We start from the raw sequence: 26,924 nt of genomic DNA, 5'->3' as shown, positions 1-26,924 counted from the left end.
TCCCAGCTCCGCCTGCTTCAGCGCGTAGGCAATTTGCTCCTCGGTGAAACGCGACTTCTTCATGCCTGAATCCTCGTTTGTCACGGGGCCCAATGCTGCCGAATTCTCTACTTTAGCCTGCACCAGTTTTCTGGGGGTGGGTCAGGCATGGCATCGCGCAGTACGACCACAAGCTTCGATGGTGGGTCGTTGAGCTTGACGAACAAGGAGTTAGACATGTTCCGGCGCCCGGCCAAACGGTCTGTAGAGAAATTTCATTGCGTTCGTTGCCGTCTGGCTGTCGACGGAGTTGCTTACAACACTATTGGCAGGCCTAGGTTCTGTTGCGCAAACTGTGGCACGGATGTTTTGGCGGCAGTTGCACCTCCATGCGCCGCGACCTAACAGTTCGTTCAAGCCGAACCCGCTGCACGGGTCGGCTCAATTCCGGGGTTAAGCGACGGTGAGTTCGGTTGGCTTGCCGTTCTTACTTCGGCAGCAGCATCAGAAATTCACCGGTCGAATCCGGGTAAAAGTTCCTACTGCTACCCGCATCTGCACGTTCGCCACTTCGCCCTACGCATCAATGCCCAAACGCAATCACTTGATCGCACCTCGGCGGCAACGCTTGGCAAAGTTCCCTGGACAACCTCCATCCTGCAAGCTGTGGCATGATCGGCTCGCATCAGGTTACATAAGCAGGGCAGCGTTGGTCAGGGATTCGGTTAGCGACCACAGCCGCCCAACAGTTTATTCAAGCCAAACCCGCTTCGCGGTTCGGCTTAATTCCGGAGTTAGGTCGGACTATCGTGATACCCCTGACAAGGATTGACCGGGGCGACCAGTCTCGCTATTGGAGACAGTACATCGATGTGCCCAGCGAAGTCGAACTTGTCTTCTCTAAGAGGAAACATCAATGAGCAATAAACTGAAAGCCGCCATCGACCATCTCGCCGGCGGAGCGCTGAGATGGTACATGGCCGGAGGGGGGGCCGCGTGGTGGCATATCAGCAATCACATGACTACCTGGCATGGGGCGCATGATTGGGAATACTTTGAGTCGATTAAGGAAGATATCTTTCCGCACGATATCGAGGGCGCGGCCCTTACGTCAATTGTGTCTACGTTCGTAGGGAAATACGGCGTCATGGATGTGAGCCTTGCACCATTGTCTACGGAACAATTTGACTTCCAGGTGAAGAACTATTGTGTAGAGCTAGACGGCATCTATGTCTATTCCCCGGAGGCGCTCATCAATCGCTATAAGGTCGCCGGGGACGCGAACAAGAAAGCCAAGCGTGATCTACGAGTAGCTATGTTGACGTTGGTGATCAAGGGCCAGCCGATCACCCCCGCTGGCGTAGAAACCTACAAACCACATGTCCAGACCTTCAGCGAACAGCTTGCACTTGGCATGAAGGGTCTCCAAAAAAAAGGGGAAGTGAAGAAATAGCATGGCACGTGCCTCGCTCGGAAGTTAAGCCCGGGGGCTCAGTACCCGTTACGGAAGGTCTGAACAAACAGCTCAGACCTTCCTTAGGCTTTGACTAGCACGAGCCGCATACCACCTCGTCCCACGGCTGTGACGATGGTCCCGGCATCATCATGACCATTCTTGGCAACTTGCCTTCCGCGGACCTGCTTGAAGAGCCACGCTGCAGACAACGCCATGCTCCGACATCAGCACTATCACCCATACCGGGACCCGCCAGTGACTTAAGGCTTCACGTTTGAGATCCCATCACTGGACCTTCCGCCCGGTGGTCCGCAGCTCACAGATTGAGAAGATCACTCTCGTCAGATCGGTGCCTATGGCTATAGTGCTATAAGAGACTCATTTCACGCTGATTGAGTTTCGAACCAGTCATGGTCCCTGCCACAAACAGCGATGCCGTCGGGGGCAAGTCTTCTTCTTCTTCGTCAACAGCGACGCAGCTTAGCGATGACGCATAGTTCAGACATCACGCTGAATTTCCACGCGACCAGGAGAGCTAGCAATGGCAAAGCAGGAAATCGAATCCATCGAAGAACTTGAACTTTTCTTGGGCGATGCTGCACGAGACTGGGCAGATGTGGTATTGCAGGGACTGGATCTTTCCGAATCAAGCCTTGATGCCCGGCTTCAGTCGGAACACCTAGTCGCTTCTTCAGCCTTTCTTGGCTGCACGATGAGTATGCCTTTCGCAGCATATGCTACAGCGGCCGGCGCGTTTGTCATCCAGCCGAAAACAGGGCTTACATTCGAACCCTTCCGTGGTCACCTCTACTCCACCATCGATCTGCTGAATACATATCAACGCGACGATCCCAACACATACCGACAAACAAAGGATTGGAAGTGCTATGCCGCGGCCATGGATGAACAAACTAAGCGCAAGCGCACCGATCTAGGGGTAATTGATACAATTTTGTTTCGACTGCATGACCTTCATATGGAAGATGCACTCGAAGAATATTTGAAACCAAACCCGGCCGACCGCAGCACGTGGAAGAAGGCAGTGTCCATCATGGGTGGGCATGATATGGCACGCCAGGAACTAGCACGCGATTTTGCAGGCAATTCGACGGGTGACGACTCTCCATACATGCAAGTAGCCCTGCTGGCGAGAGAACTTTCCCGAGCGGACTTCACGGTGATTACCGGAGGCGGTCCCGGTGCGATGGAGGCCGCCAATCTCGGTGCGTGGTTTGCGAGTTATTCTGAGGAGGACCTCCGGACCGCAGTTCGAATGTTGGAACGAGTACGCAAAGTCGAGCCAATCTCACCTGGAAGCCACCGCTGGAACAGCGGCGAATGGTTGAGCCCAGCGTTTGAGGTGATGGAAAGATACCCCCGGATCACAACCAACTCGCAGACTGAAAGCGTAGGAATTCCAACTTGGTTCTATGGTCACGAACCACCTAATCCTTTCGCCAGTCACATTGCGAAGTACTTCGAGAACAGCCTTCGTGAGGAGGGATTGCTAGCTGTTGCTGAACACGGCCTAATCATTGCCGAGGGCAACGCTGGAACCGTTCAGGAGATTTTTCAGGACGCTACACAGAATTACTACAGGGTCTATGGAGCGCCTGCCCCCATGGTTCTCTTGGGCTCCCGCTACTGGAATCGCAGCGATTTCGGGCAGGTCAGTCCCAAGGACAAACCTGTCTGGCCCCTTTTGCAACAGCTCGGCTCCGAAAAAGGCTTTGGTCACCTTCTCAAGCTCACTGACAGCGTTGATGAAATCGTCGAATTCATTAGCAATCCGCCAGTGCAATGAGTGGCGCTAAACTTGGTAGAACGAACAAGCACGAAAGATTCTATCGGCTCAACACGCCACTGAAGAAGGCACTGCTTCGCAGAACGAGCTTGGCCCGAACATTAGGGAAGGTCTGAACAACTCCGTCGCATCCTGTCAAACTGCAGCCAACGATTCGAGAGTCCGATCCACCCATGAAACTGACCTTTGGCGACGCCGATCAGCAAGGCCGACGCAAGCGCACACGGCGCGATATCTTCCTCTCCGAGATGGAGCAGGTTGTGCCATGGAAAGCGCTGTTGGCGTCAATCGAACCGCAACCCCCGAAGACAGGTGGCCCAGGCCGGCAACCGTATCGGCTTGAAAGCATGCTACGCATCCGCTTGCTGCAGCGGTGGCATGCAGTAAGCGATCCCGCGATGGAAGAGGCGCTATGCGATACGCCTGTGATGCATCAGTTCACGCAGTTTGGCGGGGTGGAAGAGATTCCAGATGAGACTTCCATCCTCAACTTCCAGCGCCTGCTGGACAAGCACCAACTTGCGGCAGAATCGCTCAAGTAGATCAACAGACACTTTGCGCGGTAAGGCACGAGCCAGCGTGCCGTCACCTTGTTCGATACAACGATCATAAACGCGCCGTCGCCCACCAAGAGTGGCGACGGCCAGCGTCAGCCAGAAATGCATCAGGCTAAGAAGGGCAACAACTGGTTCTCGGGATGAGAGCGCATATCGGCGTCGACAAGCAGTCTTGGCTCGCCCACCACGCGCATTGCACTGCAGCCAACGGGGTTGCCTACAACACCTGTTGGATGGCCGCGAACAAGAGGTCTACGACGACAGTGGCTACACCGGCGCAGAGAATAGAATGAATCTGCAGGACAACAAGGCAGCCTTCTTAGTCGCGGATATGCCGTCCAAGCTGCGCTTGATCAAGACCAAGTGCGGCCAGAAGCACGCGCGGCGCTGGAAACACTTCAAGGAAAATGTACGAGCCAAAGTCAAACACCGTTCCGGCTGTTGAAACTCAAATTTGGCTACATCAAGGTGCGATTTCGCGGCATGGTGAAGAGCTACAGTGCGGCTGCTTACGCTGTTTGCGCCGTCGAACTTGTGGATGGCACGGCAGCAGTTGCCAACAAAGAAGGGGGGCTGTTGCGCCTGCACGACGGGATACTCCCCCTGTGACGCAATGCTCGGCATAAAATTTGCCAATTTATTGTTGGCTGCCAGCTGCGTTGGTTAAGTCGCTGCTAAACAATGGGGACGAACTGTCTGTTCACACCTCCCTTTACGCGCCTCTGCAGGCCTCCATGATCACACCCAGTCCCTGCTGGAATCTGCAACAACCGTTGGTTGAGCACGTCGCGATTGAGGTCACAGCGCTGGACTATCCTCCCAACAGCATCCGGCAGTACAGGTCTAGAAAGCTACTTTCGCCAGATCGAATCCTATGGTTATATTACCCGCGAGGGCATTGTCCTTCGTGTTGATTGGCTTTCTGCACAACCATGGCCATCGAGGACCGAATGGCCATGCCGTCAGAGGAGAATTCTCCTTTTCTTCTCTTTCAATCCGAACCCCTTGCGTTGTGTGCGCTAGCTGTTCAGCTAGACCTCGTCAACACAACGCAGCGGGCTGCTAATGATGAATTTCTTGTGCGGGGGGTAAGCGTTGCGCGATTTCAACAATGACGGGGATATCAATATCCAGGGCGACTTCAATGTCACAGATAACTCCCATAGCGAACACAAGCTTCTGATTCACTGCAGCAACGATGTGCTGTTGCAGGAGCGCCCCTTTAGACAGGAGAACATCCGGCTTGAGCAGGCACGGAAGGTCAAGCAATTGAAACCGCAGTACGCACTCACCCTGATTTTGGCCATTGCAGCGGCGGTATGGGTGACCATCAACGGAAAGACGGATTTCGCCGCAATCATCATGGGAGCCGCTGCTCTCTTCATTGGCTACCAATCACTAAGAAGCACAATCGAGCCGAACGCCTTTCAGATTGAGGAGCAGAACGCTGTAAACGAAATCAACAAGCTGCTCAAACAACGAAGGGTTGAATGAGGGCTTAGGCAAGCCCGTTGGCCTCGGGTTCGGTAACGAGATGAGGCGGATTCACCCGTGTTCTCACGGTCACTTACGAGAAAGGCCGACTCCAGCCAAGAGTACTTCGCGTTGGGGCAACCTCTACGCGTCGCGAGTGCACTCTCCAAACAGGACTTGTACGGGGACTCCTACAGCTAGCACTTAACAGGTCATTCAAGCCAAAGGCGCTTCTCGGACCGGCCCAATCCAAGCATCAGGACGCAGGTGAAACATGTCGTAATACTATGTCCACAACGGCTACAGTGGCTGGGCCTACGGCGCTCCAAGTGACCATCAATTGGTCTCCGCAGAGGATGCCGCCAAACTGATGCAGCAGGTCAATCTCAGTTCTGACCAAGTTGCACGTGTCCCGCCACCAGCCCAGTACGCTGAGACAGACGACGGTATCTTTGAAGCCACTAGCGGCAACCGCTTTCTGTTCTTAGGCAACTGCGATGGATGCGTTGATGTCTACCCAGGCAAGGTCATCGTTCATCTCGCCATCAGCTGGACGGCTTGTACATTCAACCAAACCTACGCAGCATCGCGACTCGGCATAATCCAGGTATCAGGCATCAACGCATGGCCACAAAGACCGTTCAAGCACTTCTGGATGACATTCGTCTGCTCGGCGATGAGCAGTACGCGTTGGTCGAATCTGTGCGTGCGCTGGTTGGAGAGACTGTTCCGTCCGTATCGGAGGAGGTGAAGTACGGCGGCATACTTTTCACTTCTGGGGTGCAGTTTTGCGGTGTCTTTGCCTACAAGCAGCATGTCTCAGTTGAGTACGGCAGTGGCGCAAAAATTCCCGACACCCTCGGCTACCTTGAAGGCAACGGCAAGGGTCGAAGACACATAAAGCTGCGCTCGGCAACAGACATCAAGGCAAAGAGTTTGGCCAACTACCTTTTATTGGCGCTGAAAGCTGCGAACGGTGGCTCCTGAAGATTCCGCAATGGCCTGCCGACATCCATCGGCGGCTGCGCAACAGCCAAGCCTCTCGGACCCATCCAACATGCAAGTCACGCTCATAGGCGACTTGATCCGACTGAGCTCCCAGTCGTCCGTTCGCGGCAATCTGCCAAGCAACGTTCAACTATGGGGACCGTCGATCAATTGCGAATCGTCCCGCAAGGTGGCTTTGGAAATCGTTGATTGGGTAGCGCCAACGACAGCAGAAATCGTGCACATCAATTGTGGACTTCACGACATCCGGTTTGACCCGGGCGTGGATCGCCCCAACATGCTCCATCCATGAGTATGCGGCCAACCTTGAATCGATCTTCAGCTACTTGGCGTCTACCGCCCCAATCGTCATATGGGCGACAAGCACACCCATCGATGAGACCTTGCACAACAGCAGCAAGCTCTCGAAGCGATACCTAACCGATCTCATCGAGTACAACCGTGCTTCGGTGGCGCTGGCGCTTGAATTCGGATTCCACATCAACGACCTCCATAAGCGCCTATCGTCTTCCAGTCCGAGGAATCTGTTGCTTCCCGACGGGTTGCGTTTCAATGCGACCGGCAATGCGCTGATCGGCAAGATCGTCGCAGATGCGGTTCTTGCGCACGGTGGTCAACAGGGGCATTTCCAAAGTAAGCAGATATGAGCAGTGGCTCTCGATCTGGGACCGCGCCGTCAACCTGAACCCTGACTTCCAAAGAGATGGCCCCGCAGACAAGGGCACTTCGACCAGGTGCTATCGGAACCTCCAGCTTCACGCGGGGTATCTTCGAGATACCATTCGGCATCGAAACATCCTGAAGTCACTCACCGCCCGCTCCAACTTGGTTCGTGAACAGCGGCATTACCTTTACCACCCCCGGTATATTGAATGTTTGAATTTCTTGCTCTTCCAGTCTTTCTGACTTTCGTGGTGCTACTTGCAAGCATTGCTCTGTTCAAACTTCGAGCTCGTTTCGCCAACTGGCCGATTCTCTACCGTGTCGTGTTATCGGCACTGATCGCGTCTTTCGCTCCAACATTCTTCGTAGCTGGCCACGGCGGAATTCCGCTTCCCAGCATCACTGGGTTCATTATCTTTATCACGAACATGAGAATGGATGCTCTCGCTGACCTCCACCTGTCGGTCATGGGCATTGGAACACCCGGCACGGGAATTTACCTCCCTCCATTCCTCGTTTGCTTCGTGCTTGTTTTGATCGTCGCCTGTACAAAGTTCAGGAATCGCTCACCGGCCATGAAGCCTTCGCGCCCTTGGTAACCCTCCAACAGCCTTTCGGGATGAAAGCGCCCTTGCAAACCGCCCCACCAGGGAGCTATCGATTGCAACACTTCAATCGCCTCACTTCGCAGCAACTCGCCATCGCCGCCGGATCGGCACTGCTGATGGCAGGTGCCCTGCTTGCGCAAGGCACACGCGTGGGCTATCTGCCACTCGGACTTGCCATCCTTTGCGCCATGGGCGCCTAGATGAGATCCGGGCGTACCTGATGGAGCACGCGTGGCAAAGGCCTTACACAGCCGCGCTCCGTCGTCCCTGCCGAACTCCCTGCTTGAAACTGATCAGAACCTACGCATGAAACGACTCCTGCTGCTCGCACTTGTTCTCGCGGTGTCCTCACCTGCTGACGCCATCGTCATCCGGCATGATGCCGATGACGCGAAGTATCGGATTCCGGCCAGCGAATTTCCCGCTCTGGTTGACATGCCCGGCGAGGGGCACGGCAGCTTGATTGCACCGCAGTGGGCGGTGACTGCCGCGCATACGCTCCCGCAGCATGCCGAGCTCAAGCAGGTCGTCATCAACGGGCTGCCCCGTGAGGTTGAGCGCGTCATCATCCACCCGGGTTACAGGACGCTGCCGCAGACGCTTATCGACCAGGCCACGGCTAGCGGCGAAGCCATGTTGATCGTGGTGTTTCTGGCATCATCGGATGACATCGCACTGATCAAGCTACGCCAGCCGGTGACCGACGTGGCGCCGGTGGCACGCTACCGGCACGACGATGAGGCTGGTCAGATCATCATGCTGGTCGGCAAGGGGGCTACCGGCACCGGTGACATCGGGCACGACCCCAGCGGCCCCAACCGCACCGAACTTCGCATGGCCTTCAACAAAGCAAGCAGCGCGTATGACCGCTGGCTCTGCTACGTGTTCGACGCACCACCTTCGGCCTTGCCACTGGAAGGCGTGCTCGGAAACGGCGACAGCGGCGGCCCTGCGTTGATACAGAGCGGGGAGCAGTGGTTGCTCGCCGGGTTGGGCTCCTGGAAGGTTGTGCAGGGCAACGTGCTGACCGCACGGCCCGGACGCTATGGCCAGGTCGCCTGCAACGTCCGCATCAGCCACTACGCTGATTGGATCGACAACGTGATCTCGGCGCGGCCTTCAGCCGCTGATTGAGCCTGCCCCGAGTCCCCCGCGAATGCGTCCTAGCCCGCCGAGCAGCTGGAATGCACTGATTCGTCCGCTCCACCTTTCCAAAAAGGCGGAGTGGTTCCAGATTCGCTTTCCGCAACCGGACATAATCGTCGCCCCCTATTCAGCTTGCCGTATGGAGCGTCAATGAAATCGGTCTGTCTCGCTCTGCTCACATCCGCCACGCTTTGGTTCACCCTGCCCACGGCGCATGCCCAAGCCGTGTACAAGTGCAGCAGCCCGGAAGGTGCAACCACGTACCAGTCCATTCCGTGCCGCGAGGGAGAAACTTCCCTGCGCCGCTATGCATCGCCTTCAACTTCCAACCCCACGCAGGCGCTATCCACTGCTCCGGTCGGACCTGGCCAACGGCGTGCCCAGGTCCGCTATACGACCACCGCAGCCAACGAGAGCTGTGATGGTGCCAGGGCAATGCGCACCGCCGCGCTGGCCGCGGCGGGGTCACAGGCGACGGCCGATATGCGCGCCAGCATGGACCAGCAGGTCAGCGCCGCCTGCAGATAGCAGCGTATGACGACAACCACCCGCATCTGGGGACGGTAGACGAGCTGCTGCCAACAGCAGTACCTGCTTGCAGCGGTTGGCGCCGACAAAAGCACGTTGTCTGCACAGCAGATACGCGAAGCTGGCTTCGCTCGCCCTGAAAAAATGATTGAACAGCTCCCCACCACGTTCAATGATTACCGGGCTCGCTTCGCCGCCCCTCACCGGGCATTCCGGGTTCTGTCGGCAGCAACAAGCCGTTGTCGCTCCAGGAGGCAGTGCAATGCGATTCCCCAGGCAGGTGCTCGCGCTCTCGCTGCTTCTCCCTTTGGGCAGTGCCGCCAAGGACGACAACGCACTGAAAGTCGACAGCTCCCAGGTTGTGGGCCTGACCGCCTTGCTGGAAGCGCAGCCACGACACCCAGAGGCGACCAGCATCCGCGCTTTGTTGCTTGAATGGGAAGACAGCACCAAGGACGTGGTGGACTACGTCTGCCCGGATGTAATGGCGCCGGTACCCGCCAATGGCATCCCGAATGGTCCAGAATTGTTGGCGCAGTTCATCTTCGGCAGCGCCGCCTTCCAGATCGCCAATCCATCACAGAAGGGCGCGCTGCAACCGTCGCAACTCGCTGGCATGCGCAGCATGCTGAAGGCCTACAAGGCGTTGCTGGCCACCGATCCGGCCGCACGTATCCCCCGCTTTGATGCGCTTGTAGCCATGGATACCGGCGGCACACTCCCTGCCTACCTTGAACCCATCGTTACCCTTGGCTGCAAGTAACCGTGGCTCGTGCAGCCAAACCGATATGCTTCCGCATCCGAGTCACCCCCTGTAGACGCCACACCCTGATCCCATGAATATCCAGATCCGCCAGGAAACACCCACCGACATCGCAGCCATCGACGCGGTGACCGTCGCCGCCTTCGCCAACGCTGAGCACAGCAGTCACACCGAACAGTTCATCGTGGCTGCATTGCGCCGCTCCGGGCAGCTTGCTGTCTCCCTGGTTGCGGAGCAGTCCGGCGCAGTCGTTGGTCACGTTGCCGCCTCGCCGGTAACCATCGATGACGCCGATATCGGCTGGTATGGGCTCGGACCGGTGTCGGTCGTGCCGCCGTTGCAAGGTCAAGGCATCGGCACGCAACTGATCGAGGAAACGCTCAACCGGCTTCGTGCGCTTGGCGCTGCCGGCTGCGTGGTGCTGGGCGAGCCGGCTTACTACGCGCGGTTTGGTTTCGAAGCGAACGCAGCAATCACGCTTCCCGGCGTACCCGCCGAGTACTTCCAGGTACTTTCATTCGGCGGGGCGATGCCACAGGGGGCGGTCGCTTATCACGCCTCGTTCTCGGCAACGGAGTAAGGCTCAACTGAAAGCGGCTGCGCCAGGATGAAAAGTTAGCAGATCAAGCCGTTTTCGCCGCCGTTGGCGAGTTCCATCCGCGTGGAAGCCGCCAAGAAAACCCAGACTGCGATACCTTGCTGCCCTGGGCATTCGTTGGCAGAGTGATGCCCGTTTCAATCACCCGATCAGCCGCAATCCAGCTGATCCGTCACACCCGCTCACAGAAAGGACTCCAGAATGCGAGGCGCCAGCTCACACACCGTCGCTCGTAGCGCGATGCAACCGCAAACCTTGCTGCGCCACAGCCGCATTGCCCTGCTTGGTTTGCTGTTCACCTGCCTGCTGGCCGCCTGCGGCAAACCCGTGCCTGCAGACAAACAGGACTATGTCGGCACCTGGGAATCGAACACCACCTTTCTGTTCATCGACGCAAGCGGACGTGTTGCCTACAAGCACAAACCCAGCCCATCGACCAGCAAGTCACTGGATGCACCGATCAAGGCCTACGAAGGCGATGACTTCATCGTCGGGGTTGGGCCGGTAACCACCCGCTTCGTGGTGTCGGCTCCCCCGCATCAAGTGGAAGGCCGCTGGAAGATGACGGTCGACGGGCAGGAGCTCACGCGGCGCTGAGCCGACTGCCCCTGGAAAACCGCGAAGACGATCACCACGGCAGCTGCGGCTGCCACAGCACAGGCACTGCACGATGCGACCCAATGTAGTTTCCCTGTTGTTGCTTGCAGGCTTGGCGTGGCCCGTTGCCGCCACGCCGCTGGACCACCAGCAGGCCTATAACGACTGCCTGGCCAGGGCCGGTGGCATCAACAACGGCACGGTGGAGGCCTGCTCGTCGGTGACCTCGGAGCATGCAAAAGCGGAGATGACACGCCTCTACAGTGCCTTCTACAGCAAATTGCTTGTAAAGAACGCGAACGATGCAGCAAGGCTCGAGCGCGCCCAAAAGGCCTGGCTGGTGTACCGGGACCTGCACTGCGAGCTCGCGGGCTCCTATGTCGGCTCGCCGATGTATTCGTTCTGCCCGATGCAGCTCAACATCGACCGGGTCATTGAGCTGCGCGAGTTGGTCGGGCAATGAAGCGCGATGCCTCTTCGGCGGCAACCTGGAAGCGCTTGCCAGAAACACACCCAGCTCCTACCATCTGCGCGTCCTCGCGGCTCACGCGATGGCCGTAAGCGTTCACGTCAACCAACGCGCCCATCAACTCCGGCATTGCCGGGGCTGTTCACCCGTCCATGGGTGATAGGCGCCATTGCTTGACCGGATCCAGGAGATCACTGTGAACGCTACAGACAAAACCACCATCGCATTTGGCATTCCCAAGCTTCCCTTGCGCTACGGCGCCTTGGTCATGCCCTTGCTGCTGTCGATCCTGATGACCTGCGTCGTCTCCCTGATCAGTACCTTGAAGAGCATCGGCATGTCGCCGTTGCTCGGCTCCAAATGGCTCGCTGCCTGGGGCATCTCGTGGCTGGTCGCCTTCCCCATCCTGTTATTGCTGTTGCCAGTGGTACGCAAGGCGACTGCGGCATTGGTACGGTCGGCCTGACAATCCAAACTCCCGGCCCGCCGTGCGGGCCGGCTCTCTCTTGCCCCGCGCCGTGGGCGATGGTGCCAGGCGCTGGAATGCACGCATACTCGAATTCCTGATGCACCTCACCGGCACCCACCATGACCGACCCTTACAACACCTCCTCCAGCCGCACGGCACCCGCCCTGCTCAACGATGCGATGATCACCACTGCACTGGAGCTGCCGGGCTACCGCGCCGTGCGCAACCTGGGCCTGGTCCGCGGCATCACCGTGCGATCGCGTTCCATCGTTGGCAATTTCCTCGGCGGTTTGCAGACCATCTTCGGCGGCAACATCACCATCTACACGGAGCTGTGCGAACAGGCCCGCGATGAAACCTACCGCGACATGGTCACCCATGCCCGCCAGCTTGGCGCCAACGCAATCATCGGCGTGCGCTATGACGCCACCGAGTTGATGACCGGGCTCACCGAAGTGCTCTGCTACGGAACTGCGGTGGTGGTGGAAGCGGATAACCGCTGACCGCTGATCCCCCTGGACTCCGTGCAGGCCCAGGGCATGCCTGCGGCGGTTGCGTCGACCACATGCTGCCAATCTCGCTTTGAAACCATCTGCGGCGCAGTCCGCTCTCCACCGTGAAGGATCACATGCGAACGAAATTGCTGGCCCAGCTGATTGGCTTCGTGGTGATCGTACCGAGTACGCTGGTGGCATTGTTCTATAGCGCGTTGGGCCTGATGTTCGCGCTGGAGTCGATCCAGCGCCAGCAACACCTGGGCAGCGTCGCGCTGGTATTGGCCTGCCTGAGCGGCGGCTGGCTCGGCATCGTCGCATTGTGGCGTGCCTATTTCGTGCTTGGCACTGGCCTGCTGACCTTCAACAAGACCCTTATCTGGATCGGTTTCGGCTGTGGCAGCTTGGTTTCTTTGACGCTGATGGGAATGGTGAACGGTTCGCTGCTTTTCAGGGCACTATTTTTCGGCTGGCCGCTGCTGGCTGTTGCCGCGTTCACTGCAATGCTCCTGCGCCGCCGCATCGATGCCGCATCATCCATAACTCGCGCCTGATCAGGCGCTGCATCCTGGTAGAGCCGTCATGCCACGCAACGTCCTTTTCATCTGTACCCAGAACCGCCTGCGCAGTCCCACCGGAGAGCAGGTCTTCGCCAACTGGCCGGGTATTGAAACGCAATCAGCCGGACTGGGAAATGATGCCAATACGCCGGTGTCACCAGAGCTGCTGGCTTGGGCGGACCTGATCTTCGTGATGGAAAAAGCCCATCGCAACAAGCTGTCGAAGAAGTTCCGTGCGCACCTGGATGGCAAGCGGGTCATCTGCCTGGATATACCGGATGACTACGACTATATGGACCCGATACTGGTGCAGCTGCTCAAGCAGAAGGTGACACGGTTCCTGCCAGCGGGGTGAGTGGCACTACGGCTTGGCCAAGAAGGAGCATCAGCTTCGGAGCTTTCCTGCCCACGGCCCCAGTGGTGCTTGCGTCGCCCTCTCCCCAACCCCTCTCCCGCACAGGGAGAGGGGCTTTCAGCAGCTGCTGACCGCCGAGCCAGCTTGCTTGCGGGCTGAATACACGTACTGCGCTACTCTGCCTACCTGGGCAGTTGAACTCCATCGGAGAGCAGATGCAGACCAAGCCTCACCCGCTCGACAGAACGATGCTGGCAGCACTGGCAGTCGTCGCATGGTCAGCGCTGCTGCTGCAGCTCTACCTGTCCATCGAACTGGCGTTTTCCAACGGCCGTGGCGTCATCCATGGCACGCTCGCCTTCCTCGCTTATTTCACGGTGCTTACCAATCTGTTCGTCGCGCTTTCAGCGACCTTGCCGCTGGTTGCCGGAGCCACACTTCCTGGCCGGTTCTTCGCCAAGCCCGAGGTCCTGGGTTGTGCGATCACCTCGATAGTCATGGTTGGTGCGGGCTACCACGTGCTGCTGCGCAATGCCTGGAGCCCGCAGGGCTTGCAGTTGCTTGCCGACTACCTGCTGCATTACGCAGTGCCGCTCTGCGCGCTTGCCTATTGGGTGGTGTTTGCGCCGCGTACCCGACTTGGCGCGCTCGCGCCGCTGGCATGGTGCATCTATCCGGTCGGCTACTTCATCTACGCGCTGATCCGCGGCGAGCTGACCGGCATGTATCCGTATTACTTCATCGATGTCGCCGAGCTTGGTTTTGCCAAGGTACTGGCGAACTCGGCGGCGATGCTGGTGGTCTTCCTGATGGTTGGCATGGCGGTGCGCTTCATTCCGGTACTACGTGGCGCTGCCCGCTCGCCCGCTGAGCCTTGAATCGCCCGTCAGCCCACCAGCCGCAGTGCCTGTCGCCGACAACGAGAAGCATCACCCCGCCGGAGCTGCCATCGACGGCACTCTTCCCCGCCACCGCGTCCACGCGCTCGATAGTGCGCCATGCAACAGCAAGGGCAACACCCAGCTGCTCCACAACAGCAGTGCGATGGCATCCGGGCTGGGCGCACGCCCGCTCGCTATCCACGCCGGCAACAACAGCCGGAATATCACCGGTGCCAGCGTGACCAGATAGGCGCGCGTCATCCAGCGGCGATGCCGTGCAACCTTGCCACGGCGGATGCTGATCATTGCCACCAAGGCCGTCAGCAACCAGGCCAGTGCAGTACCCGCAAACGCGGTGGTGATCGAGGCAGGCGCCGGCGAGGTGGCGATCAAGCCCACCGCTGCTGCACAGGCCAGCAACATGCCGCTGATATAGCTGCGCCCCAACCAGCGATGCAGGCGCGGCCAGGCACGCGGCCAGCGGGTAAGGAACTGCAGCGGGCCGAGCACGATGCCCAGCACACCACCGGTTATATGCACCCACAACCAGCCGCGGCGCGACCAGTACATGGTGTAGTGCTCGGGATCCACGTGCCGGTATTGACCATGGATGGCGAGCAGGAAATGCAGGCTCAGCGCCACCAAGGCCAGCCAGAGCAGTGCCCAGGCGAAGCGTTGCATGAGACCACGACGTTCAACATGGGCATGAAGCGCGTTGGACATCTTCACCTCGGCTCGGGCGTCGGCCAGAGCATACAAGGACCAGCCACAGCGGGGAGGATCGGCCTCCATTAGGGCTCGGAGTTGTCGGCGTACACCGGCTCGCCACGCCAGCCGACGCGGTTCTTCGTAGGAAGCTAACCGCCCGAATGGTTGCAAATTGCGAATCATTCGCATTTAATTTCTCACTTACATCGCCGCCCGCCTGAGCGCAGTTACCACCCGCAACGGAAGCGGGACCGCCCCGCCCGTGGTCAATCCGTTATCTAAATACGTTCAGGCTCGCTCATGCACCCCAGTCGCCCCCTCACCCGCCCGGCTTACGCCGCCGGTTCATCGTTCCCGTTCCGCAGCGCCGGCAATCGTCTGAAGGCAGCCATCTGCCTGGCCTTGGCCAGCAGCTGCGGCACCGCTCTGGCAGCGCCACAGAGCGCTCCTGTTGCTGCCTCCGGCACGGAAAATGACACCGCCACCCAGTTGGATACGGTGCGCGTGGTGTCGCAGCGCGCCAACCGGGTCAGCAACGGTGCCACCAACCTCGATCTGGATATCAAGGAAACCCCGCAGTCGATCAGCCTGGTCAGTGGCGAGCAGATGCAGCAGTTCGGCATCGACAACATCAACGACGCGCTGCGCCTGGCCACCGGCATCCAGGTGGAGGAGTGGGAAACCAACCGCACCAACTACGTGGCGCGCGGCTTCGACATCAAGAACACCCAGATCGACGGCGTTGGGCTGCCCAATGACTGGGGCATCGTCACCGGCGCGATGGATGCCTTCGGCTACGAGAAGCTCGAGGTCATCCGCGGCGCCAATGGCCTGCTCACCGGCGTGGGCAACGCCTCGGGCACCATCAACTACGTGCGCAAGCGCCCCACCAACGAGGCCAAGGGCCAGTTGGGCGTCAGCGTCGGCTCGTGGGGCAAGCGCCGCGTCGAGATCGACTATTCCACGCCCTTCACCGAGGATGGCCGTTGGGCCGGCCGTGTGGCAGCTGCGCATGAAGACGCCGACTCCTACCTGCGCGGCTTCAATACCGACCGCAATTTCTTCTACGGCGTGGTCGATGGCCAGATTGGCGACAACGGCACGCTGACCGTGGGTTATTCGTGGCAGAAAGCCAATAGCGACCAGAACATGTGGGGCGCGCTGACCTTCGTCAACGCCGACGGCACGCAGGCTTCATGGCGGCGCAGCGCCTCCACCACCCAGGACTGGACTTATTGGGATACCAAGACCGAAACCGCCTTCGCCGAGTACAGCCACCAACTGGGCGCGGACTGGCAGGTCAAGGCGTCGTACAACTACCGCAAGACCGGCAGTGACGACCAGTTGTTCTTCGCCTACACCACTACCGGGCTGAATCCGCTGACCGGCGAAGGCCTGGTTGGCTGGTCGTACAAGGGCATCGACCAGGGCAGCTCGCACCTGGGCGATATCACCTTGAATGGTCGCTTCCAGTTGTTCGGCCGCGAGCAGGAAGCCGTGTTCGGCTTCAGCATCGCCAAGAGCGAAGAGACCACCTGGGACCACCCGGTGGATAGCAGCGATCCTTCGTTTGGCGCATTGCCCGCCTTCCCCTACGCAGGCAACGCCATTGCCGAGCCGAAATGGGGCCCGCGCACCAGATCCAACTGGACCAACCAGCGCCTGAAGCGCGGCTATGGTGCGACCCGGCTGAGCTTCACCGATCGCCTGAAGTCGGTGATCGGCTTCAACTGGGCTGAGTACCACCGCGACGGCAACAACGGCGTTGCCTTCAACCAGACCGAAGACCATATCAGTCCCTATGCTGGCCTGACCTGGGACTTCAATGACAGCGTGCTTGGCTATGTCAGCTACTCCGACATCTACCAGCCGCAGGACCAGTACGACATCAAGCATGTCTACCTAGACCCGACCAAGGGCGTGAACTACGAAGTCGGCCTCAAGGCCGAATGGCTGGACCGCCACCTGCTGACCACGCTGGCGCTGTTCAAGGCCAAGCAGGAGAACCTGTCCACCTATGGCGGCTATGACTTCGCCACCGCCAACTACTGGTATTACGGCGTGGACGTGGAATCCAAGGGCGTGGAGTTCGAAGCCACCGGCAAGCTCAGCGACAACACCAACCTGGTGTTCGGCTACACCCAGCTGAAGATGAGCAACCAGGACGGCGGCAGCACCTATACCTGGGTGCCGCGCCGCACCGCCAACCTGATGTTGACCTCTCGCCTGCCGAACCATGAAGCACTGTCGTTCGGCCTGGGTGGCCGTTGGCAGAGCGCTACCTCCACCAAGGAAAGCTACACCAACATGGTGGTGCGCCAGGGCAGCTATGCCGTGCTCAACGCCTTCGTCGCCTGGGACGTGCTGCCCAACGCAACGATACGCGCCAACATCAACAACCTCACCGACCAGAAGTACATCAACAGCCTGTACCAGATTGGTTACTACGGTGCACCGCGGAACTACCAGCTGAGTTTTGACTGGCGGTTCTGAGGACGGCGGATAGCGAAGCAGTTTTGGTTTTTGGTTTTTGGTTTTTGGTTTTTGGTTTTTGGTTTTTTGGCTCCACCCCTCTCCCCTTGCGGGAGCGGGTGCCCCGAAGGGATGGGGGAGGGGTAGCACTTCGCTGCCGACCCCAACCCTCACCCCAACCCCTCTCCCGCAGGGAGAGGGGCTTCATATGAAGCTTCACCCGAACCGATCCCCGAGACGTCACCGCCACCATGTCCCAAGCAACCACCATCACTGCTACTTCCCGCTCGCGACGTCAGGTCGTGCTGCGGGTGCTGGCCGCAATGTTCGGCGGCTACGTCTTTGCCTGGGGCACGGTGGCGCTGGCGACCTGCCTGTTGTTCGCGGCCAAGCTCGACTTCCACGATGCAGAGTTTCTCGGTGCTTTCATCGGTCTGCTCGCCTACGTGACGGTGTTCCTGTGGAGCATCGCGGCCCAGCGCCTGCTGCGCGTCTGGGTCGTATTGTTCGGCGGCGGACTATTGATGGCGGGCGCTGCATCGCTGGTCCAATCCCTGCTCGCATGACCGGAGAAGTCCATGTTCAATAGTTTCCGGCAAGCAATGGCGTGGCTGCACACCTGGTTCGGCCTGGTGCTGGGTTTCGTGCTGATGGCGGCGTTCTTCTTTGGCGCGCTCTCCGTCTTCGACCGCGAAATCGATCGTTGGGCGATTCCCGCCACCCGCATCGAAGCGCAACCGATGCCGTCCTTCGAGAAAATCCTGCGGCCTGCCTTCGAGCGCATGCAGCCGACCAAGGAGGCCATCGATGCGATGCGCCCGCGTGTCAACGGGCCGATGCCCACGCACTTCGACAAGGTCGCCAGCTGGAGTGCCTACACCACCCACCGAGATCCGGTGCTGGCCCTGTATGCGGGCTATCAGGTACCCAACGCCAAGGACCCGGAAGAACTGATCTGGGCCTATACCACCATCGATCCGCGCGATGGCAGTGTGCTGCCCGACGATCACTTGAAGATCGGCAGCGGCTTCTTTTTTCCGCTGCACTACGGCCTGACCCTGGACTGGAAGAACCTGGGCATCTGGATCGTCGGCTTCTCCGCACTGGTGATGCTGGCCGCGTTGATCAGCGGCGTGGTGATGCACCGGAAGATCTTCCGCGAATTCTTCACTTTCCGCCCCGGCAAGGCCAGGCTGCGCAGCGTGCTGGACCTGCACAACCTCACCGGCGTGGTGGCGCTGCCGTTCCACTTCTTCTTCGCACTGACCGGCCTGCTGATCTTTGCCGGCACCTATTACTTTCCGGTCGGTCACACCCAACTGCATGATCTGCACGACCTGCACGAGCGGATGGAAGCGCAGGAAACCGGCCTGCCGCATCAACGCGCAGGCGTTGCCGCTGGGCTGGCTTCGGTGGATGCGATGGTCGCGCAGGCACAGCAGCGTTGGCAGGCCAATGACAAGGCCGGCGATGTCGGTTTCCTGGTGCTGCAGCATGTTGGCGATGCCAACGGCTACGTCAGCGTCTACCGCGCCGGCACCGACCGCATCGCATTGGTAGGCGATGGCATCCACTTCAAATCCTCCGACGGAAAGCTGATCCGCGAAGATCCAGCCGCCACCCCGGTTGCCCGCATGGCCGAGTTCCTCACCGGCCTGCACCTGCAGCACTTCCGCCATTGGCTGCTGCGTTGGCTGTACGTGTTCGGCGGCCTTGCCAGTGCAGTGTGCATCGCCACCGGCTTCATCTTCTTTGTCGAGAAGCGCAAGCGCCAGCACGCGCAACAAGGTAGCCAAGGCGCACGCATCGTCGACGCGCTTGCGGTGACCACGGTGACCGGCATGTTGCTGGCTACGCTCGGCATCCTGATTGCCAACCGCCTGCTGCCCGAAGCCCTGCCCGGCCGCGGCGACTGGGAACGCTATGCGTTCTGGGCGGTCTGGGCATTGGCACTGGTGCACGCAGGTGTGCGTGGTACGCCGGTGGCACGCGGCCTGGCCAACCCGGCATGGCGCGAACAGACCTGGGCCATCGCGGTGATGGCGGTTGCCGCGGTGGCCTTGAACTGGATCACCACCGGCGACCATCTGCTGCGCACGCTGGCGCGCGGCTATTGGCCGGTGGCGGGTATCGATCTGTTCCTGCTCGGCAGTGCGTGCGTGGCCATGATCGCCGCCCGCAAGCTCGGCCAGCGCGCGCATGCCAAACAGGCCGCACCCCGGGAGAACGCCCATGCATGAGTCGCTATCCGCCAACCTGATGCTGGCCGCCGCACTGCTTAGCAGCCTTGCCGGCATGGCATGGCTGGCACTGTCGATGCAGGTACATGCACTGCAGGTGTGGCCGCGCCTGCCATCGCCGGCCACCCTGCGCTTGCTGCGCATCCTCGGCAGCTTCAGCGCCTGCGTTGCACTGGCGCTGTGCCTGGCGGTGGATCACGCCACGATGGCGGTGCTGGTCTGGGTGATGGCGTTGAGCGCTGCGGCGATGTTGGTGGCGTTTACGCTGTCTTCGCGACCGCAGCGCTTGCGCGTGTTTGCGCTCTGGATCAAGTAACAACGTAGTCAGCAGGCAATGCCTGCTGACTGCCAGGCTCAGCGCTGCTCGCCGATGCGCTCGCGGTACGCAGCGGCTTCCGCATGCAGCCATTCGCGGAACGCTTGGAAACCGCGATGACTGGTCGAGCGCTCCGGATAGACCAGCCAGTGTGACCATGCTGTCTTGAGTCGTTGATCGGACAGCAACAACAACTGGCCCGACTGCAACAGCAGCTGCGCGCGCGTCACCCGCCCGAGCGCAACGCCTACGCCTTCCAATGCCGCTCGATGGTGCGATTCGGAGTCGTCGAAGATCGCAACGTAGCGCTTGGGCGCTTCCGCCCCGGTCAAGGCGAACCAGCGATCCCATTCCCCATCCGGGTCACCCAGGAGCGGCCACTCCGACAATGGTTTCGCACCGAGGCCGCCCATGCGTTCAACCAACGCGGGGCTGGCCATCGGCACCAGCCATTCATCGATCAGGGGCTCGGCGATCACGCCCGGCCAACGGCCATCGCCGATGCGCATCGCCCCATCGAACTGCAGTTGTCGTTCGAAATCGATCAGCAGTTGGTTGGACTGCAGGTTGATCTCGATCTGCGGATGCGCCGCCACGAAACGACCCAAACGCGGCACCAACCATGCCGATGCCATCGTCGGCACCGCGCTGATGGACAACACACAATCGCGCCGCGCCTGGAACGGACGGAACACCTCGTTGATCGCATCCAGATGCGGGCCAATCTGGTCGAGCAGGCGTCGCCCTTCCTGCGTCGGTGCCACGCCGCGTGCCTGCCGCAGCAGCAGCGGATAGCCGAGCCGCTGCTCCAATTGGCGCATCTGATGGCTCAAGGCACTGACGGTGACGTTCATCGCCTCGGCGGCACGCGACATGTTGCCCATGCGCGCGGCCAGCACGAAACCCTGCAGGAACTGGAGTGGCGGCCTGGACATTTGACTTGAATTTTCCTCATTACTCGCTTGAAGGATGCTCGCTTTTCCGGACTATAGCCCGGAACTAACCTCAACCCACTCTCAACATGGAGCAGGGAAATGAGTGTTTATACCGATCTGCTGTTCATGCATGGGCATATCGCCAATGTCGAGCTGGCCAGGCAATTGGCCGGGGAAGACACGGTTCTACCCATTGAAGAGACGGCGGTTGGCGCAGGCAAACTGCTGTCGGACGAGCCAGGCACGGAACAAGCCGGAAACGAGGCTCTTGCCCAACAACATAGGAAAGCTCTTAGCTCAACCAGCACGTACAACCCAAGTTTCCAGACATGTGAATGATGATGGCGCTCCCGATGCTTGCTATGGTTCAGGTGATGCATCTGGTCACTCATGGGTTGGTGAGCACATGGAACGCTTCTGGTTACTCAGCTTTCTGCTGCTTGCAGCGCCGCAAGTTCTTGCGCGCTCGGTCGATCAGTGTCCGGTGCTACCGATCGGCTCTGGACTTGAGTGGACCTACAGCGAGGGGATTGATTTTGATATCTGCAGAGCCCACACGAATGGTTCCACTCAGACGGCCTTTGGCATCTACCTCGGCAATCATCCAAGCTTCAAACCAGAGCTCGCAACTCCCATCGGAGACGGCGAAGTTGCTGCCCGTCGTGTCACCTGGTACCGGCGAGATGCCGCCACCTCGGCATCGGATCTATCTCGCCAAACGCTACTGATGCTTGATCGAAAGTCGGACTATGTCGCTCACATCTGGTTGATAGCGGACACAGAGCAGCAGCTAGCGGACCGCCTCTCCATATTGAAACGTATTGTTTTCAAGTTCCCTTGATAAAGCGCCAATGAAAAGCCGCAACTGGTGTACCCGAGCAACCGCTTTGCTTACCACCGTCGTGATCCTGTGCATCGTCTCCAACCCGGAACTAGCCACCTTGGTGCCTGTGCTGGATGCATTGGGGCTGGACGTGCTGCTCGCGCTGTTCTCCGCACAGCTGATGGTGATTGTTTCGAATGTGCTGCTGCCGTATGCGCGGCATTTCCACCAGCGCTGGGGCCGGCGCGCGTTGAAGCCGGTTTGTGATGCGCTGCTGTGCGCCGCAGGCGGCTATCTGCGGCAGTTGGTGGGGCATGTGCGGCTCGCAGGGATGTCTACGCGGATTGGTTGAATGCTCGTTTGTGGGAGCGGCGTAAGCCGCGAAGCTGACGGTATTGAAGCCATCAGCATATTTGCCAGCTGACGATGTATCTGCTTCGCGGCTTACACCGCTCCTACAAAGGCCAGGAAGTCAGGTTGCTGCTTGCGGCTTGCATGACGCGCTTTCGCCTACCCTCACCCCCAACCCCTCTCCCGGAGGGAGGGGGGCTTCAGGGCTTAACGACAAAGGCCCGCCAATGGCGGGCCTTTGCGTTTGCTGCGTGCTGCGAAGAAACCGCTGGCGCGATTACTTGGCGGCAGCTTCCTCGGCCTTCGGGATCGAGGCTTCGGTGGTGATGCGGACCTTGACGTCGTCGCTGACAGCCGGGGCGTAGGCGCCCACGCCGAAATCGCTGCGCTTGATGGTGGTGGTGGCGTCGAAGCCAACCGACGGCACCTTGGCCATCGGGTGCTCACCGGCACCGTTGACGGTCACGTCCAGCACCACCGGCTTGGTGATGCCCTTGACGGTCAGGTCGCCGGTCACGGTCAGCTTGTTGGTGCCGGCTGCTTCCACCTTGGTGCTCTTGAAGGTAGCGGTCGGGAACTTGGCGGCATCGAAGAAATCGGCGCTGCGCAGGTGCTCGTCGAACTTGGCGGTGAAGCTGTTCAAGCCGGACAGCGGCAGGGTCACTTCCACGCTGGACTTGCCGACGTCAGCGGCGTCGTACACCAGGGTGCCGTCCGCGTTACCGAAGTGCGCGCTCGGGTTGGAGAAGCCCATGTGGCTCCACTGCACCAGCACGTCGGTGTGGGTCGGGTCGAGCTTGTAGGTACCAGCGGCGATCTGGATCGCAGCAGCTTCCGGGGCAGCCGGCGCAGCAGCAGCGGCTTCAGCCGGCGCAGCGGCAGTTTCGGCCGGGGCGGCAGCCGGGGCAGCGGTGTCGGCCGGCTTGGAGCAGGCGGTGATGGCAGCGGCCAGGGCCAGCGGGAGCAGCAACTTGGTCATAGCGGACATGGATCTCTCCTTGGAGGTGATAGACGGGATGATTTTCAACAAGCACGGCGTCAGCCGGTGTGACGGACGCCGCGTGGAACACTTCAGCAATCAGGCAATGCGCGCGGCTTCGTCGAAGGAAAGCCGCGGCAGCCGCGGGAAGATGCCGGACGGGTCGCCATAGCCCAGATTGACGAGGAAATTGGACTTGATGGCGGTGCCGGCGAAAAACGCTTCATCCACCTTGGCCGGGTCGAAACCCGACATCGGGCCGGCATCCAGGCCCAGCGCGCGCGCGGCCAGGATCAGATAGGCACCCTGCAGGCTGCCGTTGCGGAATGCAGCCTCGTGGCGGCTTTCGCGCGGGCCGTCAAACCAGGCCTTGGCGTCGGTGTGGGGGAACAGGTACGGCAGCTTCTCGTGGAAATCCAGGTCAAAACCAATGATCGCCGTGACCGGGGCAGCCAGGGTCTTGGCCAGGTTGCCCTCGGACAGCGCCGGTGCCAGCTTCTGCTTGGCTTCGGCCGATTTGACGAAGACGAAGCGCGCCGGGCTGGCGTTGGCGGAGGTGGGTGCCCACTTCAGCAAGTCATACAGGGCGCGCAGCTGGCTGTCCTCGACCGGACGGTCCTGGAACGTGTTCTGGGTGCGGGCGGTGCGGAACAGCTGGTCAAGCGCGGCATCGTTGAAGATGTCGGACATGGAAACTCCGTGATGAATTGGCTACGGTCGTGACATTGCACCGGTCAGCCCGGGACAATGACACGCCGATCAGAGTTCGCAGTGTAGAGCCCTGTGGCAGTTGCAACACCCAGCCTTTTTGAAACGAATTAATGCCATACGCGAAACGATCGACGCTCCCATGGACGATCACCGACGGCCGCGCCGGCAATGTGCGCCAGGCGGTGGCGTTGGCGTCTGCGCTGGGCCTGGGCGGCCAGCAACGCCTGCAGCTGCAGCCACAGGCGCCCTGGCGCTGGCTGGCGCCCCGCCTGCTGCCAGGTGCTGCGCGGGGCTTTGGCGCGCAGTTCGCGCAACTGGCCGGCAATGCGCCGGGGCTGGCGATTGGCTGTGGCCGACAGGCGGCAGGCGCATTGCGGGTGCTACGCCAACGCGGCAGCCGCACCGTGCAGATTCTTGACCCACGTATTCCGCCGCGCCACTGGGACCTGCTGGTGGTGCCCGAGCACGACCGCCTGCGCGCGGACAACGTGCTCACCCTGCTCGGCAGCCTCAACCCGGTCAGCGATGAGTGGCTGGCCTGGGGCCGTGCCGCGTTCTCCAGCTTCGAGCAGCTGCCAGGGCCACGTACCGCTTTGCTGGTGGGCGGCCCCACCGATCATGCACCGTGGCAGGACGACGACATCCAGCCGCTGTTCCAGCAACTGGCTGCCCGCATCCGCGCCGAGGGCGGCAGCGTGCTGGCCACCACCTCGCGGCGTACCCCGCGCGCGGTGACGGCCGCCCTGCTGCGTGCCTTCGACGATGTGCCCGGCGTGATCTGGGCCGACGGCGGTGACGGCTCCAATCCCTACGCCGGGCTGCTGGGCTGGGCAGACCGGATCGTCTGTACGCCGGACTCGGTCAACCTGCTGTCGGAAGCCTGCGCCACCCGGGTACCGGTGGGCGTGCTGTTGGGTACGCGCGCGCAGGAACGGATGGCGCGCTTCCAGCAGGCCTTGCGGGAGCGTGGCCGTCTGCTTGACGGCTTGGTTGCGTTGGATACTGATTTGAATGTGGCGATCGAGCCCTTGCGCGAGACCACCCGGATTGCGGCTGAGGTGAAGCTGCGCCTGGGGTTGTGAGGAAGGCCGCGATGGCTGCCTGGCAGCACGCACAGACAGGGAAGAAACCCTTGCCCGCATCATGCCTGCGCCATCAATCGCCTAGAATGGCCGCTGTTTTCTGATTGGAGCAGGCCCATGCCTTCCTTTGACGTCGTATCCGAAGTTGACAAGCACGAGCTGACCAACGCCATCGACCAGGCCAACCGCGAGCTGTCCACCCGCTTCGATTTCAAGGGTGTGGCGGCAAGTTTCGAGCAGGATGGCGAGAAGCTGATCAAGCTCACCGCGCCTACCGATTTCCAGCTCAAGCAGATGTCCGACATCCTCAAGCAGCGCCTGGCCGCGCGCAACATCGACTTCCGCTGCATGGAGTTCGGCGATATCGAGACCAATCTGGGTGGCGCGCGCCAGCAGGTGACGGTCAAGCAGGGCATCGAGCAGAAGCTGGCCAAGCAGATCGCCGCCAAGATCAAGGAATCCAAGATCAAGGTCGACACCCAGATCAACGGTGACAAGCTGCGCGTCAACGGCAAGAAGCGCGACGACCTGCAGGAAGTGATGGCGCTGCTGAAGAAGAGCGACTTCGAACAGCCGCTGCAGTTCGACAACTTCCGCGACTGATGTAAACCCGTTGCAGCAGGCTCAACCGGCCTGCTGCAACTTGCGGTACAGGGTGGTGCGCGAAATACCCAGCTGACGTGCCGCCGCGCTGAGATTACCTGCATGCGCCGCCACCGCGTCACGCACTGCGTGCGCACTCTGCACACGCAGCGGGCTCGCCGCCGCCAACGCACGCGTGCTGACGCGCGCGCGCACCGGCCCGCGCAGATACTGCACCTGCAGGGCACTGTCCGCACCCAGCGGCACCCGGTGCACCGGCCCGGCCTGCAACAGGCGGCGGCGCTGGTGCACGCTGGCCTCGGCAAATACGCCATCCAACGTCTGCAGCGACAACGGCCCGTTACGGGGCAGGCCAAGGATGCGCCGCGCCACGCTGTTGGCGGCCCGCAAGCTACCGTCCTCGCCCACCGCCAACAAGCCTTGCAGCGGCGTGCCCAACCAGCGCGCGTCGTGCTGCAGTGCCAGCAGGTGGCAGTCGCGTTGTTGCTGGATCAACTGGCTCTCGATCGACAGCGCGGCCTGGCGGAAATGGCAGCGCAGCAGTTCGCTGTCGCGCTCGCCGATGCCGGTGATATCCAGCGCCCCGAGCACTTCGCCGTCGACGCCGTGCAACGGCACGCTCAGGCAATAGACGCCGGAGAACTCATCAAGATAGTGCTCGTTGCCGCGCACCAGCGCCGGCGCGTCCTCGGCCAGCGCGCAGGACGGCGCGGTGGTACCGATCTCGATCTCGCGCACGCGGCGCCCGACCTGGATAGGCCGCAGTATCGCCTCGTCGCCCAGGCCATGTTCGCGCTGGGCGATGATCAGGCCATCACGATTGACGCAGAACAGCGTCCAACGACGGCCACCGAACGCGGCCCACAGATCATCCATGTCCTGGCGCACGCAGCGTGCCAGCAGGCGATCGGCCGGATCATCCAGACGCGTCTGCCGCCTTGCCAACGCTGAGTATTGCGGTGCCTGCTGCGGACGCACGCCCGCTTGCCGTGAGCGCTCCCAGGAACGCAGCAGTGCGGGTGACAGCAGTTGCGCGGGAAGGCTGCCGCCTTCGGCAAAGCGCTGTCGCGCCGCTGCAAGACGTTGCTGCTGTTGCACGAGTGTGTCGGCCATGGGCGTCCTCCAGACAACTGCGCCCAGCCTACACCCCGTTCGCTGACTGGATCGCCATCGCGGGGCCACGTTGCCCGCGACCGGTTGTTACATAAACCGATCTTGGGCACCGGCTTCAAGGGGGTGGCCGTGAGGCGTTGTTCGGCGGCGGGGGTGGTTTGTTGCAGGGGTTTGTACCGGTCC

At 60.6% G+C, this 26,924-nt stretch carries 31 protein-coding genes and 1 pseudogene; 27 read left to right on the top strand and 5 right to left on the bottom strand.

The window, feature by feature from the left end:
* Window positions 1-895 precede the first annotated feature (895 nt).
* The 18 genes and pseudogenes from ACVOMF_RS14690 (at window position 896) to ACVOMF_RS14605 (ending at window position 14,405) form a co-directional block, all read left to right on the top strand.
* Window positions 896-1,432 carry a hypothetical protein gene (locus ACVOMF_RS14690; protein ID WP_481509935.1) on the top strand — a complete coding sequence of 179 codons (537 nt, stop codon included), beginning with the start codon at window positions 896-898 and terminating at the stop codon, window positions 1,430-1,432.
* Window positions 1,433-1,976: 544 nt separating this feature from the next.
* Complete coding sequence (locus ACVOMF_RS14685; protein WP_481509934.1) at window positions 1,977-3,239, top strand: LOG family protein; 1,263 nt, start codon at window positions 1,977-1,979, stop codon at window positions 3,237-3,239.
* A gap of 173 nt (window positions 3,240-3,412) precedes the next feature.
* Window positions 3,413-4,463 (top strand): annotated as a pseudogene (locus ACVOMF_RS14680) (IS5 family transposase).
* Window positions 4,464-4,891: 428 nt separating this feature from the next.
* Window positions 4,892-5,290 carry a hypothetical protein gene (locus ACVOMF_RS14675; protein WP_481509933.1) on the top strand — a complete coding sequence of 133 codons (399 nt, stop codon included), beginning with the start codon at window positions 4,892-4,894 and terminating at the stop codon, window positions 5,288-5,290.
* A 603-nt stretch (window positions 5,291-5,893) separates the two neighbouring features.
* On the top strand, window positions 5,894-6,256 hold the full coding sequence (locus ACVOMF_RS14670) for a DUF1801 domain-containing protein (protein WP_481509932.1): 363 nt from the start codon (window positions 5,894-5,896) through the stop codon (window positions 6,254-6,256).
* 251 nt (window positions 6,257-6,507) lie between these two features.
* Window positions 6,508-6,924, top strand: coding sequence for an SGNH/GDSL hydrolase family protein (locus ACVOMF_RS14665; RefSeq protein ID WP_481509931.1), 417 nt, complete (start codon window positions 6,508-6,510; stop codon window positions 6,922-6,924).
* A 225-nt stretch (window positions 6,925-7,149) separates the two neighbouring features.
* Entirely contained in the window at window positions 7,150-7,539 is a 390-nt protein-coding gene (locus tag ACVOMF_RS14660; protein ID WP_481509930.1) for a hypothetical protein, read from the top strand.
* Between the two features lie 315 nt (window positions 7,540-7,854).
* Complete coding sequence (locus ACVOMF_RS14655; protein ID WP_481509929.1) at window positions 7,855-8,682, top strand: S1 family peptidase; 828 nt, start codon at window positions 7,855-7,857, stop codon at window positions 8,680-8,682.
* A 162-nt stretch (window positions 8,683-8,844) separates the two neighbouring features.
* Window positions 8,845-9,222 (top strand): hypothetical protein, encoded by a 378-nt coding sequence (locus ACVOMF_RS14650; RefSeq protein ID WP_481509928.1) that lies wholly within the window; start codon window positions 8,845-8,847, stop codon window positions 9,220-9,222.
* Between the two features lie 262 nt (window positions 9,223-9,484).
* Window positions 9,485-9,985, top strand: a complete 501-nt coding sequence (locus ACVOMF_RS14645; RefSeq protein WP_481509927.1) for a hypothetical protein — start codon at window positions 9,485-9,487, stop codon at window positions 9,983-9,985.
* Window positions 9,986-10,058: 73 nt separating this feature from the next.
* The gene (locus ACVOMF_RS14640) at window positions 10,059-10,565 is read left to right on the top strand and encodes a GNAT family N-acetyltransferase (protein WP_481509926.1); all 507 of its coding nucleotides are present in this window, start codon (window positions 10,059-10,061) and stop codon (window positions 10,563-10,565) included.
* 219 nt (window positions 10,566-10,784) lie between these two features.
* Window positions 10,785-11,180 (top strand): hypothetical protein, encoded by a 396-nt coding sequence (locus tag ACVOMF_RS14635; RefSeq protein ID WP_481509925.1) that lies wholly within the window; start codon window positions 10,785-10,787, stop codon window positions 11,178-11,180.
* Between the two features lie 97 nt (window positions 11,181-11,277).
* The gene (locus ACVOMF_RS14630) at window positions 11,278-11,643 is read left to right on the top strand and encodes a lysozyme inhibitor LprI family protein (RefSeq protein WP_481509924.1); all 366 of its coding nucleotides are present in this window, start codon (window positions 11,278-11,280) and stop codon (window positions 11,641-11,643) included.
* Window positions 11,644-11,845: 202 nt separating this feature from the next.
* Window positions 11,846-12,115 (top strand): DUF2798 domain-containing protein, encoded by a 270-nt coding sequence (locus ACVOMF_RS14625; RefSeq protein WP_481509923.1) that lies wholly within the window; start codon window positions 11,846-11,848, stop codon window positions 12,113-12,115.
* Window positions 12,116-12,237: 122 nt separating this feature from the next.
* A complete protein-coding gene (locus tag ACVOMF_RS14620; RefSeq protein ID WP_481509922.1) occupies window positions 12,238-12,621 on the top strand; it encodes a YbjQ family protein in 384 nt (127 codons plus the stop codon).
* 125 nt (window positions 12,622-12,746) lie between these two features.
* The gene (locus ACVOMF_RS14615; protein WP_481509921.1) at window positions 12,747-13,166 is read left to right on the top strand and encodes a hypothetical protein; all 420 of its coding nucleotides are present in this window, start codon (window positions 12,747-12,749) and stop codon (window positions 13,164-13,166) included.
* Window positions 13,167-13,194: 28 nt separating this feature from the next.
* The gene (locus tag ACVOMF_RS14610; RefSeq protein WP_481509920.1) at window positions 13,195-13,527 is read left to right on the top strand and encodes a low molecular weight protein tyrosine phosphatase family protein; all 333 of its coding nucleotides are present in this window, start codon (window positions 13,195-13,197) and stop codon (window positions 13,525-13,527) included.
* 215 nt (window positions 13,528-13,742) lie between these two features.
* On the top strand, window positions 13,743-14,405 hold the full coding sequence (locus ACVOMF_RS14605) for a Pr6Pr family membrane protein (RefSeq protein WP_481509919.1): 663 nt from the start codon (window positions 13,743-13,745) through the stop codon (window positions 14,403-14,405).
* Window positions 14,406-14,456: 51 nt separating this feature from the next.
* Here ACVOMF_RS14605 and ACVOMF_RS14600 read toward each other — a convergent pair whose 3' ends face one another.
* Complete coding sequence (locus ACVOMF_RS14600; RefSeq protein WP_481509918.1) at window positions 14,457-15,131, bottom strand: DUF2306 domain-containing protein; 675 nt, start codon at window positions 15,129-15,131, stop codon at window positions 14,457-14,459.
* A gap of 285 nt (window positions 15,132-15,416) precedes the next feature.
* On the opposite strand from ACVOMF_RS14600, the gene ACVOMF_RS14595 reads away from it, so the two are divergent.
* The 4 genes from ACVOMF_RS14595 to ACVOMF_RS14580 all read left to right on the top strand — a co-directional run bounded on the left by ACVOMF_RS14595 (window position 15,417) and on the right by ACVOMF_RS14580 (window position 20,144).
* Window positions 15,417-17,609, top strand: coding sequence for a TonB-dependent siderophore receptor (locus ACVOMF_RS14595; protein WP_481509917.1), 2,193 nt, complete (start codon window positions 15,417-15,419; stop codon window positions 17,607-17,609).
* Window positions 17,610-17,839: 230 nt separating this feature from the next.
* A complete protein-coding gene (locus ACVOMF_RS14590) occupies window positions 17,840-18,154 on the top strand; it encodes an iron uptake protein (RefSeq protein WP_481509916.1) in 315 nt (104 codons plus the stop codon).
* Between the two features lie 12 nt (window positions 18,155-18,166).
* Window positions 18,167-19,828 carry a PepSY-associated TM helix domain-containing protein gene (locus tag ACVOMF_RS14585; protein ID WP_481509915.1) on the top strand — a complete coding sequence of 554 codons (1,662 nt, stop codon included), beginning with the start codon at window positions 18,167-18,169 and terminating at the stop codon, window positions 19,826-19,828.
* Window positions 19,821-20,144: a DUF3325 domain-containing protein gene (locus ACVOMF_RS14580; protein ID WP_481509914.1), complete on the top strand. Its 324-nt coding sequence runs from the start codon at window positions 19,821-19,823 to the stop codon at window positions 20,142-20,144. The genes ACVOMF_RS14585 and ACVOMF_RS14580 overlap by 8 nt, the downstream gene beginning before the upstream one ends.
* Window positions 20,145-20,182: 38 nt before the next feature.
* On the opposite strand, the gene ACVOMF_RS14575 is transcribed toward ACVOMF_RS14580, so the two are convergent.
* Window positions 20,183-21,079, bottom strand: coding sequence for a LysR substrate-binding domain-containing protein (locus ACVOMF_RS14575; RefSeq protein ID WP_481509913.1), 897 nt, complete (start codon window positions 21,077-21,079; stop codon window positions 20,183-20,185).
* A gap of 99 nt (window positions 21,080-21,178) precedes the next feature.
* Here ACVOMF_RS14575 and ACVOMF_RS14570 point away from each other — a divergent pair, with 99 nt between their 5' ends.
* From ACVOMF_RS14570 to ACVOMF_RS14560, 3 genes are all read left to right on the top strand, one after another.
* Window positions 21,179-21,418 (top strand): hypothetical protein, encoded by a 240-nt coding sequence (locus ACVOMF_RS14570; protein ID WP_481509912.1) that lies wholly within the window; start codon window positions 21,179-21,181, stop codon window positions 21,416-21,418.
* A 67-nt stretch (window positions 21,419-21,485) separates the two neighbouring features.
* A complete protein-coding gene (locus ACVOMF_RS14565) occupies window positions 21,486-21,920 on the top strand; it encodes a hypothetical protein (protein WP_481509911.1) in 435 nt (144 codons plus the stop codon).
* A 46-nt stretch (window positions 21,921-21,966) separates the two neighbouring features.
* Entirely contained in the window at window positions 21,967-22,254 is a 288-nt protein-coding gene (locus ACVOMF_RS14560; protein WP_481509910.1) for a hypothetical protein, read from the top strand.
* A gap of 276 nt (window positions 22,255-22,530) precedes the next feature.
* On the opposite strand, the gene ACVOMF_RS14555 is transcribed toward ACVOMF_RS14560, so the two are convergent.
* Window positions 22,531-23,241: a YceI family protein gene (locus ACVOMF_RS14555; protein WP_481509909.1), complete on the bottom strand. Its 711-nt coding sequence runs from the start codon at window positions 23,239-23,241 to the stop codon at window positions 22,531-22,533.
* A gap of 90 nt (window positions 23,242-23,331) precedes the next feature.
* A complete protein-coding gene (locus ACVOMF_RS14550; RefSeq protein ID WP_481509908.1) occupies window positions 23,332-23,922 on the bottom strand; it encodes a malonic semialdehyde reductase in 591 nt (196 codons plus the stop codon).
* A 131-nt stretch (window positions 23,923-24,053) separates the two neighbouring features.
* Between ACVOMF_RS14550 and ACVOMF_RS14545 the strand changes: the two genes are divergently transcribed.
* Window positions 24,054-25,025 carry a mitochondrial fission ELM1 family protein gene (locus ACVOMF_RS14545; protein WP_481509907.1) on the top strand — a complete coding sequence of 324 codons (972 nt, stop codon included), beginning with the start codon at window positions 24,054-24,056 and terminating at the stop codon, window positions 25,023-25,025.
* Window positions 25,026-25,142: 117 nt separating this feature from the next.
* On the top strand, window positions 25,143-25,628 hold the full coding sequence (locus ACVOMF_RS14540) for a YajQ family cyclic di-GMP-binding protein (RefSeq protein ID WP_282272294.1): 486 nt from the start codon (window positions 25,143-25,145) through the stop codon (window positions 25,626-25,628).
* A 21-nt stretch (window positions 25,629-25,649) separates the two neighbouring features.
* Here ACVOMF_RS14540 and ACVOMF_RS14535 read toward each other — a convergent pair whose 3' ends face one another.
* Window positions 25,650-26,741 carry a helix-turn-helix domain-containing protein gene (locus ACVOMF_RS14535; RefSeq protein WP_481509906.1) on the bottom strand — a complete coding sequence of 364 codons (1,092 nt, stop codon included), beginning with the start codon at window positions 26,739-26,741 and terminating at the stop codon, window positions 25,650-25,652.
* Window positions 26,742-26,924 lie beyond the last annotated feature (183 nt).

The sequence above is a fragment of the Stenotrophomonas sp. STEN022 genome (assembly GCF_056760155.1).
This window is presented reverse-complemented; position numbering and strand designations above follow the sequence as displayed.

Bases quoted from the DNA above. Each gene is read 5' to 3' on its own strand.
- ACVOMF_RS14690 (WP_481509935.1), top strand. From the start codon at position 896: ATGAGCAATAAACTGAAAGCCGCCATCGACCATCTCGCCGGCGGAGCG.
- ACVOMF_RS14685 (WP_481509934.1), top strand. From the start codon at position 1,977: ATGGCAAAGCAGGAAATCGAATCCATCGAAGAACTTGAACTTTTCTTG.
- ACVOMF_RS14670 (WP_481509932.1), top strand. From the start codon at position 5,894: ATGGCCACAAAGACCGTTCAAGCACTTCTGGATGACATTCGTCTGCTC.
- ACVOMF_RS14660 (WP_481509930.1), top strand. From the start codon at position 7,150: ATGTTTGAATTTCTTGCTCTTCCAGTCTTTCTGACTTTCGTGGTGCTA.
- ACVOMF_RS14655 (WP_481509929.1), top strand. From the start codon at position 7,855: ATGAAACGACTCCTGCTGCTCGCACTTGTTCTCGCGGTGTCCTCACCT.
- ACVOMF_RS14650 (WP_481509928.1), top strand. From the start codon at position 8,845: ATGAAATCGGTCTGTCTCGCTCTGCTCACATCCGCCACGCTTTGGTTC.
- ACVOMF_RS14645 (WP_481509927.1), top strand. From the start codon at position 9,485: ATGCGATTCCCCAGGCAGGTGCTCGCGCTCTCGCTGCTTCTCCCTTTG.
- ACVOMF_RS14640 (WP_481509926.1), top strand. From the start codon at position 10,059: ATGAATATCCAGATCCGCCAGGAAACACCCACCGACATCGCAGCCATC.
- ACVOMF_RS14635 (WP_481509925.1), top strand. From the start codon at position 10,785: ATGCGAGGCGCCAGCTCACACACCGTCGCTCGTAGCGCGATGCAACCG.
- ACVOMF_RS14620 (WP_481509922.1), top strand. From the start codon at position 12,238: ATGACCGACCCTTACAACACCTCCTCCAGCCGCACGGCACCCGCCCTG.
- ACVOMF_RS14615 (WP_481509921.1), top strand. From the start codon at position 12,747: ATGCGAACGAAATTGCTGGCCCAGCTGATTGGCTTCGTGGTGATCGTA.
- ACVOMF_RS14610 (WP_481509920.1), top strand. From the start codon at position 13,195: ATGCCACGCAACGTCCTTTTCATCTGTACCCAGAACCGCCTGCGCAGT.
- ACVOMF_RS14605 (WP_481509919.1), top strand. From the start codon at position 13,743: ATGCAGACCAAGCCTCACCCGCTCGACAGAACGATGCTGGCAGCACTG.
- ACVOMF_RS14600 (WP_481509918.1), bottom strand. From the start codon at position 15,131: ATGTCCAACGCGCTTCATGCCCATGTTGAACGTCGTGGTCTCATGCAA.
- ACVOMF_RS14595 (WP_481509917.1), top strand. From the start codon at position 15,417: ATGCACCCCAGTCGCCCCCTCACCCGCCCGGCTTACGCCGCCGGTTCA.
- ACVOMF_RS14590 (WP_481509916.1), top strand. From the start codon at position 17,840: ATGTCCCAAGCAACCACCATCACTGCTACTTCCCGCTCGCGACGTCAG.
- ACVOMF_RS14585 (WP_481509915.1), top strand. From the start codon at position 18,167: ATGTTCAATAGTTTCCGGCAAGCAATGGCGTGGCTGCACACCTGGTTC.
- ACVOMF_RS14580 (WP_481509914.1), top strand. From the start codon at position 19,821: ATGCATGAGTCGCTATCCGCCAACCTGATGCTGGCCGCCGCACTGCTT.
- ACVOMF_RS14575 (WP_481509913.1), bottom strand. From the start codon at position 21,079: ATGTCCAGGCCGCCACTCCAGTTCCTGCAGGGTTTCGTGCTGGCCGCG.
- ACVOMF_RS14570 (WP_481509912.1), top strand. From the start codon at position 21,179: ATGAGTGTTTATACCGATCTGCTGTTCATGCATGGGCATATCGCCAAT.
- ACVOMF_RS14565 (WP_481509911.1), top strand. From the start codon at position 21,486: ATGGAACGCTTCTGGTTACTCAGCTTTCTGCTGCTTGCAGCGCCGCAA.
- ACVOMF_RS14555 (WP_481509909.1), bottom strand. From the start codon at position 23,241: ATGTCCGCTATGACCAAGTTGCTGCTCCCGCTGGCCCTGGCCGCTGCC.
- ACVOMF_RS14550 (WP_481509908.1), bottom strand. From the start codon at position 23,922: ATGTCCGACATCTTCAACGATGCCGCGCTTGACCAGCTGTTCCGCACC.
- ACVOMF_RS14545 (WP_481509907.1), top strand. From the start codon at position 24,054: ATGCCATACGCGAAACGATCGACGCTCCCATGGACGATCACCGACGGC.
- ACVOMF_RS14540 (WP_282272294.1), top strand. From the start codon at position 25,143: ATGCCTTCCTTTGACGTCGTATCCGAAGTTGACAAGCACGAGCTGACC.
- ACVOMF_RS14535 (WP_481509906.1), bottom strand. From the start codon at position 26,741: ATGGCCGACACACTCGTGCAACAGCAGCAACGTCTTGCAGCGGCGCGA.